We start from the raw sequence: 11974 nt of genomic DNA, 5'->3' as shown, positions 1-11974 counted from the left end.
GCGTGGCATAATAAAATTTTAAGCATTCGCGCAATCATATTTAACTGCCGTGCTCGGCACTAGTGGTTCGTTACTGTGCAAGGTACTGACCAGCTGTCGCCGAATTGCTCCGATTTATTACATGATGACAGGTTTTCCAGAGGTACTGTCCAATAAGTCTTATGTTGTGTCTCTTTTATTTTATCCGGAAAAGTCGACTATCACTAGAATTCAGCCATCAAAACTAATTGATGGAGTTATCTCTTGTCTCAAGGTCATCTTTCCAAGCCATGTTTGCCGCTGATTGTTGCCCAGGGTGGTATCGGCCCTGCAGGTCGTAGTTCTGGTTTTAATGCTTATCGTCGAATGGTGTTCCAGGCGCTTCCTGATCAGTTAAAGCAGCAAACATTGCAGTCGCTATCGGTGTTAACGGGTATTGCAGTGGAAAATGAAGATGCCTTATTAGATGCAACTCTGGTCCGTCAAATTAGTGATCAGCCTTTTAACCCCTTGGCACAAACAATTCATCGCAAGTTTAAAGCCAAGGGCGATAGCCAGCTGATTATGCGCAAGAAAGATTTGCCGGCAGAAATTCCGTCAATCTGGAAAGTTGAAGAAGTCGATGAAAAACGAGTCAAAATCACCTTCTCAGACAAACAAGAACTGTTTGTTGCCGAGCAGGTCGCTGGCCCAGTCACTGCGGCGGGTCGTTTGCCAGAAGGATTTGCTCCAGAAAAACTTTATCCTTCGCGTAATCATCCTCGCGGATTGGCGATGACGGTTTATGGTGCATCGGATGCCATGCATGCTTCCGGTCTTGATTGGTCTGAACTGAAAAACCTGGTGCCTGCCGATAAATGGGCAGTATATGCCGGCTCAGCAATGGCCCAGCTTGACCAAAATGGCTATGGCGGTTTGATGACGGCGCGCTTTAAAGGTAAGCGAGCGACCTCTAAGCAATTGCCTTTAGGCCTGGCAGAAATGCCTGCGGATTTTATTAATGCTTATTTATTAGGCGGACTCGGCGCTACTGGCACCAACTTAGGTGCTTGTGCCAGCTTTTTATATAACTTGCGTCAAGCAGTAAATGATATTCGTGCTGGCCGTGCTCGCATTGCAATTGTCGGTGCTGCTGAAGCGCCAGTGGTTGCTGAAGTGATTGAAGGTTATGCAACCATGGGCGCATTAGCCAATGATAAAGCAATGCGACAACTCGATGGTTTAGCAGATGACCAAGCACCCGATCATCGCCGAGCTTGTCGACCATTTTCAGATAACTGCGGTTTTGTTTTAGCAGAATCGGCCCAGTTTATCGTACTGATGGATGACAGCCTGGCATTGCAAACCGGTGCCGATATTTTAGGTGCCGTGCCGGATGTATTTGTTCATGCCGATGGTTATAAAAAGTCGATTTCCAGCCCAGGTGCCGGTAACTGGTTAAGTTTTGCCAAGGCAACTGCATTAGCAAAACAGCTATTAGGTGCTGAAGGTTTGCAAAAGCATTCCATGGTCATGGCCCATGGTACAGGCACGCCGCAAAACCGAGTGACCGAATCAAAAATATTAAATGACACCGCAGCGGCGTTTGGTATTAATGATTGGCCGGTATGTGCAGTGAAAAGTTATGTAGGCCACTCAGTTGCAGCCGCCGCGGGTGACCAGTTAGTCACCGCACTGGGTGTATTCCATCAGGGTATTATTCCTGGCATTCAAACCATCGACCATATTGCTAACGATGTCTTTGCAGAGCATTTGCACATTTCCAGCAAGCACCAGCAGCGAGATGATATTCAAGCGGCATTACTAAACGCTAAAGGTTTTGGCGGTAATAACGCAACAGCGCTGGTTTTGTCGCCAACTAAAACCAAACAAATGCTGACAAAGCGCCATGGCGAAAAGGCTATGACCGATTGGCAGCAGGCTAATGCGCAAATTCAGCAAAAGCAGCAGCAGTATTTAGATGATGCATTGAAAGCTGAAATCAAACCGATTTACCAATTTGGTGAAGGGGTGATTAGCGATGAGCAAGTGGCTTTGACCGATCAGAACATCACCATTGGCAGCTATACGGTAGACCTGCAGTCTGAGCATGGCTTGGAAGATTTTTTGTAGGCGAATATCCTGCAAGGCTAAATTTTTTAAAAAGAGTGTCGGGTTTTTCGGCGCTCTTTTTTTTTGCTCTGCTTGCTAGCGCTTTGTTTTCGATTTTCCTGAAGTGTCGGATGGATCAGCAATTGTTTTGATTAATTTATTCAAGTTTTCTATGTAGGTGTTTGTTGTTGGGTCGATTATTTTAAATCCATGCCACTTTGCAGATTCTCGTTGAATTAGAGAATTATCAATGAGGATGACATGATGCGGCGGGCATCTTTTCAGTTCTTCTGTGAGTAATCGTTTGATGTGATCGCCTTTAGTCTCTTTGAAATCTGATCTGTTGATTAACCTTCCGTTGAAGTTGTCGCCGCCAAGGAAAGAAAGCTCTATAAATGGAGATATGGTGAATATTGAGTCATAGCTGCCTTTGGTAATTATATTTAAAGATGTCAGCGGGTTTTTGGTCAGATTTTGTAAAATTGGCGAAAGCTCATTGGCATAGAGTGCCAGAAGTTTAATTTCTTTAGAATTTGTTATGCCGCTGTCACTCAGGTGTTCTTTTTGGATGTAGTTGAGTTTTCTCTTACTCTCCAGGGTGTCTTGGCACATTAATGTTTGATCTAGATCGAAGAAAAACCAGTAGCAACAGTTATCAGGTAATGCTATTGCAGGCGCTTTAAGTTTTTGTTTGGGTTTTAAGTGAACTGCATCCAAGCGATATATCCTCTGTCGGTTGACCAAGTATAGGCCGACCACTCTTTCATGTGCTTTATGCATCTGTAATATTTCCAGCAAGCACCAGCAGCGAGATGATATTCAAGCGGCATTACTAAACGCTAAAGGTTTTGGCGGTAATAACGCAACAGCGTTGGTTTTGACGCCAAGCAAAACTAAACAAATGCTGAAAAAGCGTCATGGTGAGCAGATGCTTGCCGACTGGCAACAGGCCAATACGCAGGTTCAGCAACAATATCTGGGCGCCGATCGAGCCTATTTACCAGTTTGGTGAAGGGGTGATTAGCGATGAGCAAGTATCATTATCCAGCCAGCAAATTACTATTGGTGATTACTGGATTGATCTGCAATCTGAACACGAGTCGAAAGATTTTTTGTAATTAACAGTTACCAGTTCGTCAAATGAAAAATTGAAAAGAATGTCGGGTTTTCGGCACTCTTTTTTTGTAATTTATGTAGTGATTTTTGTTAGTATTCATCTGGGGCTGTAGTAGTTCCTTCTTTCTTACTGATATTGAAATTGTTGTAATCAATCGGCATTGGAGCCTTTATGCTAAATAGAATAAAAAAGATATCTCTCATTTTGTTGTTTTCAGTTGTTTCTAGCGTTAGCGCTGCTGAGTTGAACGAAGTGGACATTAATAAAATGATGGATGGCATGGACCAGGCGGTTGCTAGCCTGGATGCCAACTCTATAGCGCAAGTGTTAAGCGACGATGTCAGCATAACTCTTAATGTTGAAATGCAAGGCCAGAAGCAAACAATAGAAATGAATAAGCAAGAATATGTTGCAACGATCCAGCAAGCTCAGGCGCTGTATAAAAATTATAAGTATGCGCGTTCTAATGTGCAGATTAAGATCAATGCTGGTAAGGCAACTGTTACTGCTGATGTAAAGGAATCCATGACAGTGCAGGGGATGGAAATGAACACAACCACTAAAGAGACTGCAACGATGGAATTAAAGAATGGACAGATTCTGATTACTAAACTGGTTGGTTATTCCTCTTTGTAAGTAATAGTTTTTTTGTTTAGAGATAAAGCGCCACCTAAGCAAGGTGGCGTTTTTGTTTGTGTAAAATTATTGATTGCTAACGGGTTAAGTGTTTAGATTTCCCTGCTTAGCTCATATGGTCTAATATGATTAGGCTATTTGGCCTTCAGATGTTTGTTGTATCTGAGTTGTATCTGAGTTGGGTTTGAGAGATTGGTCTGGGAGATAATCATGAGCAGCATGAAGCGTTTTCGACCCAAGCAAGATAATAGTCAGGGTTTTTGGACTCGGATGGGCGTCGAGGATGATGCGACTGCCACCAGTGAAGCGGTACATCAGGGCTTTAAGCCGATTGTTTATCGCAAGATTGTCGAATGCATCAAGCTGTCGCAAAACGAATTCCACCATGTGACTCGAATTCCATTGAGCACCATTAAAAGAAGGCTGAAAAATCAGGAGCGGTTCAGCGCTCAGGAAAGTGATGTGATGTATCGGTTGGCATCACTGCTCAAGCTGGCGACTGAGCTGTTTGAAAGCGAAGCGCGGGCTCAGCTCTGGATGCGGGAAGGTGTTTACGGTCTGGCCGGTAAACGACCGCTGGATATGATTGCGACAACGATCGATTTTGAAATGGTTAAAGATCTGATCGGAAGAATGGAGCACGGAGTCTTCTCTTGATCCAAAATTCTTCAGGCTTAATCCGAATGTATCGCCTGACCAAAAAACAGTATGCCGATGCGCCATTTGACTCGGTCGGTGCCAAAACCTTTGGTGGTCGCTGGAATTCCAAAGGTGTGCAAGCGCTGTATTTTGCTGAGTCAGAATCGCTGTGTTGTCTGGAAGTGTTTGTTCATGTGCAAAATGACCCGGCAATGATTGAGCTTTATGACCTTTACCGAATTGAGTTGGCTGAGGATTTAATTGCCCAGCTAGATGTTGCAGATTTACCAGCCAACTGGCGCGCCATTCCGGCCGGTGAGTCGACACAGAAAATTGGTGACCAGTTTTTACAAGAACATACCGACTTTGCTGCGCTTCAAGTGGCTTCTACTATCTCTCCGCGAGACTGCAACTTTCTGGTTAACCCCAATCATCCGGCAGCAATTGCAGCATTTGAACAAGCTGAAAAACTGGATTTTAGGTTTGATCTACGGATATTTAAATAGCTAGCTAACTGTACGTTTCTAAGGTTCTTTATTGTCTATTTAAACTATATTTCGATTTTTCGAGCAGATGTTTGTCGGATGTCACTGATAAATTTCTCTCGAAACTCTCACAGCCTTCACGCTCTTCACACCCTCATAATTACTCCACATCAAAATACTTGGCCGGTGTTTTTCCCAGTGCTTTTTTAAACATTGCAATAAATGCGCTTTGGTTGTTGTAGCCGAGGTCCTGGGCGATGCAGGAGATCGATTTTCCCGCAGCAATAAAGCTGATGGCGGCTAATAGCCGGGCTTGTTGCCGCCACTGCCCAAAAGTCATGCCGGTTTCTTTTTTAAAATAGCGCGCGAGTGTGCGTTCGCTAAAAGCGAGTTTTGCCGCCCATTCTTCTAATGATTTATTGTCTTGGGGGCATTTTATTAATGCATTGGCCATTTTTAAAAGCGCTTTATGGCTAGGTAAAGGTAGATGTAATGGTTGTTGTGGAATGCTTTGCAATTGGTCAAGCATGACTTGTACCAAGCGCCCGTCTGACCCTTGTTCATCATATAAGGTATCGAGCTGAACAACCGCTGAGATGAGTTCGCGTAATAATGGTGTTATAGCGATTACTTGGCATTGATCGGGCAGATGAGGATGCAAACTGGGTTCTATGTAAATATTTTGCATGCTGATCGAATTAACCGCTTTCGAGTCGTGTTCGATAAAAGCCGGTATCCATACTGCTCGATGCGGTGGTACAACCCAGTGGCCAACACCCTTAACCTCCACGTGAATTAATCCTTCGGTGATCGACAGTAGTTGTCCCCAGCGATGGCTGTGCATCGGTATGTCGCAGCCTGTTGGATAGTTTGCCTGTCGAGTAATCATTGGCCGCGGGATCGCTTTAACATGGCGGTTGCCGGTGCTGTCTTTTTCAGCCGGTGGAAGCACTTGGCCATTGAGGGTGATCCAATGATCTCGGGAATGGCAGGTTTTTGTCTGTTTTGCGGTATTTTTTGTCATTACTAAGCATATACGCCAATTAGACGAGATTATAAAGTGACTTTCTTATTCTGCATTATGATTTGAGCCATGAAGAAACATCAGAATCCTGAGCTTTTCCTTTATTTGTTGGCAGCGGCTGTGCCGATTTCCTTCGGTGTATGGCAGGCACTGTTGAATAACTTTGCGATTGAGCAGGCGGCTTTTGGTGGTAGCGAAATTGGGATTTTACAATCGTTACGTGAAATTCCTGGCTTTTTGGCCTTTACCGTTATTTTGGTGCTCAGTTTTTTCAGCGCGATGGGTGAGCAGCGCTTGGCGTTAATCTCAATTTTATTGATGGGTCTAGGAACGGCGCTAACCGGTTATTTTCCTAGTGAAGTGGGTTTGTATTGCACCACGGTTTTAATGTCTCTCGGTTTTCATTATTTTGAAACGCTCAATCAGTCGTTGTCATTACAGTGGTTCGAGAAAAAGAATGCCGCCTATAAACTAGGGCGGATGATGGCGATTGGCTCGTTTGCCAGCTTATTCACCTATGGCTTGGTCTGGTTCACGCTAGATATTTTAAACATCAGTATGCCAACGCTTTATTTAGTAGGTGGTGGCATTAGTATGCTGATTGCGCTTTATTGCTGGCTAAGGTTCCCCCAGCTTCCAACAAAAGTTGAGCAGCATAAAAAACTACTGATGCGAAAGCGCTATTGGTTGTATTACCTGCTGACATTCATGGGCGGTGCTCGGCGACAAATATTTGTGGTGTTTGCCAGTTTTTTGATGGTCGAAAAATTTGGTTTCTCGGCGGCAGAAGTTGCAGTGATGTTTCTAGCCAACGGCTTAATTAATATGTTTCTGGCACCTAAGATTGGTCAATTAATTGATCGCTGGGGCGAGCGCACCACGCTGTCTTTAGAATACATTGGCTTGATAATTATCTTCGTTGCCTATGCGTTGGTGACTGATCCGATGATTGCAGTTGTTTTGTATATCCTTGACCACTTGTTGTTTTCGATGGCGATTGCCCAAAAAACCTATTTTCAAAAAATTGCTGACCCAAAAGATTTGGCTTCCACCGCAGGCGTTGCATTTTCGATTAACCATATTGCCGCAGTTATTTTGCCGGTTCTGTATGGCATCTTATGGCTGAGTTCTCCGGCGTTGGTATTTTTGACCGGGGCAGTATTGGCGTTTATTTCATTGCTGTTGGCTCGATTGGTGCCGACAGACCCGATGCAAGGCAATGAAGTGCTGTGGGCAAGGCTTGAGAAAATATAGCGCCGCTGTACATGAAAATTGGAATGCTGCTTTCGCTGATTGATCGCCTAAGCAGTATTGCCGACTCAATGATGACGGATTGACAGCTTTAAAGCATCTGGCAAGTTGCGCTTGCTGCCTAGCAATATCTCCAATTACTCCGACTGTACAACATAAAACAAACGGTAAAACATGCGCCAGACTTGGGCTGTCGGCTATTTATCTGCGATAGCTTTGACCTTCCTTAAATTCCAGTTGGTTGTGTTGCTTGCCCCTTGCTGTCGGGTAGGGGAGAATAGCGCCCAATTTTAGACCCCTTAGATATCTTATTAAGCAGGAGTAGCGATTTATGCCATCCCGTAAAGACCTCGCCAACGCAATTCGCGCGTTAAGTATGGATGCTGTTCAAAAGGCCAAGTCTGGTCACCCAGGCGCACCTATGGGCATGGCGGATATTGCCGAAGTGCTGTGGCGCGGCCATTTGAAGCACAGCCCGACTAATCCTGAGTGGTTTGATCGCGACCGTTTTGTGCTGTCTAACGGCCACGGTTCTATGTTGATGTATTCCTTGTTGCACCTGAGCGGCTACGATCTGTCAATTGACGATCTGAAGAACTTCCGTCAGTTGCATTCAAAAACTCCAGGTCATCCTGAATACGGCTATGCACCTGGTGTTGAAACAACGACTGGCCCATTGGGTCAGGGCATCACCAACGCAGTAGGTATGGCGTTAGCTGAGAAGTCTTTGGCAGCTCAGTTTAACAAGCCGGGCCATGACGTTGTTGATCACTTCACTTGGGCATTCCTGGGTGACGGTTGCATGATGGAAGGTATTTCCCACGAAGCCTGCTCTTTCGCTGGCACTATGAAACTGGGCAAGTTAGTTGCTTTCTATGATGACAACGGCATTTCTATCGATGGTGAAGTAGAAGGTTGGTTCACTGACGATACAGTTAAGCGTTTTGAAGCTTACGGCTGGCATGTCATTCCAGCAGTAGACGGTCATGACACCGAAGCATTGGAAGCTGCGGTTGAAGCGGCTAAAGCTGAAACTGGCAAGCCAACGCTGATCTGCTGTAAAACGATTATTGGTATGGGCTCTCCAAACAAGGCCGGTAGCCACGCTTGTCACGGCGCACCTCTAGGTGATGAAGAAATCGCACTGACCCGTGAAAACATCGGCTGGCCACACGCGCCTTTCGAAATTCCTGCAGATATTGCTGCACAGTGGGACGCGCGTGAAGCGGGTGCTGCTAAAGAATCTGCGTGGGGCGAGCGTTTCGCTGCCTATGCTGCAGAATTCCCTGAGCTGGCGGCAGAATTTGAGCGCCGCATGAAGGGCGAACTGCCAGCAAACTGGGCAGAAACTCGTGCCAAGTACATTGCCGACGTTGACGCTTCTGCCGCTAAACTGGCAACCCGTCAATCTTCACAGAAGGCTATCGAAGCCTACGCACCGGTTCTGCCTGAACTGCTGGGTGGTTCTGCTGACTTAACGCCTTCTAACCTAACTGACTGGTCTGGTACTCAGATCATCACCGGTGACGACGCTAGCGGTAACTACATCAGCTATGGTGTTCGTGAATTCGGTATGAGCGCAATCATGAATGGCGTGACCTTGCACGGTGGCTTTATTCCTTACGGCGCAACCTTCCTGATGTTTATGGAATACGCACGTAACGCAATTCGCATGGCCGCCTTAATGAAGCAGCGCAGCCTGTTTGTTTACACCCACGACTCAATCGGTCTGGGTGAAGACGGTCCTACTCACCAGCCTGTAGAGCAAATCTCTTCACTGCGCTTAACGCCAAATCTGGCGACCTGGCGTCCATGTGATGCGGTTGAATCTGCGGTGGCTTGGGCAGAAGCAATTGAAAGCGCTGACGCGCCATCTGCTTTGATCTTCTCTCGCCAAGGTCTGCCACACATGCAACGTGATGCAGCGACTATCGCTAACATCGCTCGCGGTGGTTATGTACTGAGCGATTGTGAAGCTGAAGAGCCTGAGTTAATCCTGATCGCAACCGGTTCTGAGGTTGAACTGGTCATGAACGCTGCGGCAGTTCTGCGTGAGAAGGGTGCTCAGGTTCGTGTGGTTTCTATGCCTTGTACCAACACTTACGATAAGCAAGATGTTGAGTATCGTGAATCGGTATTGCCTTCACAAGTGGCTAACCGTATTGCGGTTGAAGCAGGTATTGCAGACTTCTGGTACAAGTACGTTGGTTTGGAAGGCCGTGTTGTTGGCATGACAACTTTCGGTGAATCTGCACCTGCAGGTGAGCTGTTTAAGGAGTTTGGTTTCACGGTTGAAAATGTGGTTTCCATTGCTGACGAACTGCTGGAAGAGTTCTAAATAAATGTTGCGACTTGCCATTAATGGTTATGGTCGAATAGGTCGCTGCGTCTTGCGAGCACTGTATGAAAACGGTGCTCGTGAGCAGATGCAACTGGTGGCAATTAATGAATTGGCACCAGTGCAGTCTATCGATTATCTGACCCGCTTTGACTCGACCCACGGACGTTTCCCTGGTGATGTTAAGCAGCAGGATGGACGCCTGATTGTTAATGGTGATTCAATCCGTTTGTTGCACGAAGCCGATCCATCGGCCTTGCCTTGGCAAGAACTCGATGTCGATTTGGTGCTCGAATGTTCTGGCCGATTTGATACTCGCGCTGCCTGCGAGTTACATATTCAGGCCGGTGCGAAAAAAGTGCTGTTATCCAACCCTGGCGCTTCCGATGCCGACATGGATGCCACAGTGGTGTATGGCGTGAATCATCCAGTGGTTCGTTCTGAGCACACCATTGTTTCTGCCGCATCCTGTACCACCAATTGTCTGGTGCCGATTCTTGATTTGCTCGACCGCGAGTGGGGCATTGAGCATGGCTCAGTAACCACTTTGCACTCGGCAATGAATGATCAGCCGGTGATTGATGCATTCCACCATGATGACTTGCGACGTAATCGAGGCGCAGGCCATTCGATTATTCCAGTCGATACTGGCCTTGCTAAAGGTGTTGCGCGTATTTTGCCGCAGCTCGAAGGCAAGCTGGAATCGTCTCATTTGCGCTTTCCAACCATCAATGTTTCAGCAATGGACATTGTGCTGCGGACTCGCAGTGAAACCTCACTGGAGCAAGTGAATCAATTGTTAGCCAAGGCAGCAGCACAGGGGCCGTTAAAAGGCTTGTTGGGATTTTCGAACGAACCTCTAGCCTCTTGCGATTTCAACCATGACCCGCGTTCGACGATTGTTGATGCGACTCAGACTCGAGTAAATGGTGGCAGGCTGATTAAAATGCTGGCTTGGTTTGATAACGAATGGGCCTATGCCAGTCGAATGCTGGATGTGGCTAACTTAATGCGCAAATGCTGAAGCAGCAATTGTGATATGCGTGAGTATCGGTGAATTTTGTTGGTTGAGCTTTGCGGATAAAAGTGTGCTGTGACAATGCATCAGCAAGCGTTAGACGATAAAATTTGCCCCGAAATTTTAACTGATTAGCTGTTTTATAAGGTGTGATTCCTATGAATGTGCAGAAGCTGAGTGATCTTGATCTTTCCGGTAAGCGGGTGTTGGTTCGTCAGGACCTGAATGTTCCAGTTAAAGACGGCAAGGTAACTTCTGATGCGCGTATTCGCGCTTCGCTGCCTACGGTCACCATGGCGTTAGAAAAAGGCGCCAAAGTAATTTTAATGTCTCACCTCGGTCGTCCGACTGAAGGCGAATATGACGAAACTTTCTCCATGAAGCCCGTTGCTGATCACATGAGTGGCATGCTCGGCAAGCCAGTACGTCTGGTTAAAGATTGGCAGGCAGGTTTTGACGTAGCCGAAGGCGAAGTGGTTCTGTTAGAGAACGTTCGCTTTAACAAGGGTGAGAAAAAGGATAACGAAGAGTTAGCCAAGGCTTATGCATCTTTGTGTGATGTATTTGCAATGGATGCTTTTGGTACTGCGCACCGCGCGCAAGCATCGACCCACGGTGTTGCCAAGTTTGCTCCAGTTGCTTGTGCAGGCCCATTGTTGGCAGCAGAGCTTGACGCGTTAGGCAAGGCAGTTCTGGCTCCAGCAGCACCGATGCTGGCGATTGTTGGTGGTTCAAAAGTATCCACTAAATTGACCGTATTGGATTCTTTGTCTGACAAGGTTGACCAGCTGATTGTGGGTGGCGGTATTGCTAATACTTTCCTGGCAGCAGCAGGTTTCCCAGTGGGTAAGTCTTTGTATGAAGCTGACCTGCTTGAAGATGCTAAAAAGCTGATGGAAAAATGTGAAATCCCAATGCCAGTCGATGTAGTGACTGCCAAGGAGTTTGCAGAAACTGCAGCCGCAGAAACCAAACTGGTGGCTGACGTTGCAGAAGACGACATGATTTTAGACGTAGGGCCGCAGACCACTGCGATCTTCGCTGAGATCATCGCTAAAGCGGGCACGGTTGTTTGGAACGGCCCCGTTGGCGTATTTGAATTTGATCAATTCGGTGGCGGCACCAAGGGTATGTCTCTGGCGATTGCTGAAAGCGCTGCTTTCTCAATTGCAGGTGGTGGCGATACTCTGGCTGCGATCGATAAGTACGATATCGCGGATAAAATTTCCTACATCTCTACCGGTGGTGGCGCATTCCTAGAATTCCTGGAAGGCAAAAAATTGCCAGCCGTGGCTATGTTGGAATCTTGCGCCAAGTAATCTTGGTCGCTTGAACACATCTTTCCTAAAAGATCGCATTGCTTTCATGCATGCGATCAATATTGAAGAAACAGGAT

The 11974-nt window shown here is 46.4% G+C and carries 11 protein-coding genes; 9 read left to right on the top strand and 2 right to left on the bottom strand.

Annotated features, from left to right (window positions below):
* Nucleotides 1–243 precede the first annotated feature (243 nt).
* Nucleotides 244–2091, top strand: a complete 1848-nt coding sequence (locus DC094_RS03780; RefSeq protein ID WP_241503956.1) for a beta-ketoacyl synthase — start codon at nucleotides 244–246, stop codon at nucleotides 2089–2091.
* A 75-nt stretch (nucleotides 2092–2166) separates the two neighbouring features.
* Here the strand turns inward: DC094_RS03780 and DC094_RS03775 are convergent, their stop codons facing one another.
* A complete protein-coding gene (locus tag DC094_RS03775) occupies nucleotides 2167–2787 on the bottom strand; it encodes a hypothetical protein (RefSeq protein ID WP_116685731.1) in 621 nt (206 codons plus the stop codon).
* Between the two features lie 19 nt (nucleotides 2788–2806).
* On the opposite strand from DC094_RS03775, the gene DC094_RS03770 reads away from it, so the two are divergent.
* The 4 genes from DC094_RS03770 (at nucleotide 2807) to DC094_RS03755 (ending at nucleotide 4968) form a co-directional block, all read left to right on the top strand.
* Entirely contained in the window at nucleotides 2807–3082 is a 276-nt protein-coding gene (locus DC094_RS03770) for a hypothetical protein (RefSeq protein ID WP_116685730.1), read from the top strand.
* Nucleotides 3083–3358: 276 nt separating this feature from the next.
* Nucleotides 3359–3823, top strand: coding sequence for a nuclear transport factor 2 family protein (locus tag DC094_RS03765; protein WP_116685729.1), 465 nt, complete (start codon nucleotides 3359–3361; stop codon nucleotides 3821–3823).
* A 210-nt stretch (nucleotides 3824–4033) separates the two neighbouring features.
* Nucleotides 4034–4480: an Xre family toxin-antitoxin system antitoxin gene (locus DC094_RS03760; protein ID WP_206605560.1), complete on the top strand. Its 447-nt coding sequence runs from the start codon at nucleotides 4034–4036 to the stop codon at nucleotides 4478–4480.
* Nucleotides 4477–4968: an RES family NAD+ phosphorylase gene (locus DC094_RS03755; protein ID WP_206605559.1), complete on the top strand. Its 492-nt coding sequence runs from the start codon at nucleotides 4477–4479 to the stop codon at nucleotides 4966–4968. The genes DC094_RS03760 and DC094_RS03755 overlap by 4 nt, the downstream gene beginning before the upstream one ends.
* 139 nt (nucleotides 4969–5107) lie before the next feature.
* Here DC094_RS03755 and DC094_RS03750 read toward each other — a convergent pair whose 3' ends face one another.
* On the bottom strand, nucleotides 5108–5971 hold the full coding sequence (locus DC094_RS03750) for an AraC family transcriptional regulator (RefSeq protein WP_241503955.1): 864 nt from the start codon (nucleotides 5969–5971) through the stop codon (nucleotides 5108–5110).
* Nucleotides 5972–6040: 69 nt separating this feature from the next.
* Here DC094_RS03750 and DC094_RS03745 point away from each other — a divergent pair, with 69 nt between their 5' ends.
* The 4 genes from DC094_RS03745 (at nucleotide 6041) to DC094_RS03730 (ending at nucleotide 11897) form a co-directional block, all read left to right on the top strand.
* Nucleotides 6041–7225: an MFS transporter gene (locus DC094_RS03745; RefSeq protein WP_116685728.1), complete on the top strand. Its 1185-nt coding sequence runs from the start codon at nucleotides 6041–6043 to the stop codon at nucleotides 7223–7225.
* Between the two features lie 328 nt (nucleotides 7226–7553).
* Complete coding sequence (gene tkt / locus DC094_RS03740; RefSeq protein ID WP_116685727.1) at nucleotides 7554–9560, top strand: transketolase; 2007 nt, start codon at nucleotides 7554–7556, stop codon at nucleotides 9558–9560.
* Between the two features lie 4 nt (nucleotides 9561–9564).
* The gene (locus DC094_RS03735) at nucleotides 9565–10584 is read left to right on the top strand and encodes a type I glyceraldehyde-3-phosphate dehydrogenase (RefSeq protein WP_116685726.1); all 1020 of its coding nucleotides are present in this window, start codon (nucleotides 9565–9567) and stop codon (nucleotides 10582–10584) included.
* 152 nt (nucleotides 10585–10736) lie between these two features.
* Complete coding sequence (locus DC094_RS03730; RefSeq protein WP_116685725.1) at nucleotides 10737–11897, top strand: phosphoglycerate kinase; 1161 nt, start codon at nucleotides 10737–10739, stop codon at nucleotides 11895–11897.
* Nucleotides 11898–11974 lie beyond the last annotated feature (77 nt).

This window comes from Pelagibaculum spongiae (assembly GCF_003097315.1).
In the GTDB taxonomy this organism is placed as follows: Bacteria; Pseudomonadota; Gammaproteobacteria; order Enterobacterales; family Pelagibaculaceae; genus Pelagibaculum; species Pelagibaculum spongiae.
This window is presented reverse-complemented; position numbering and strand designations above follow the sequence as displayed.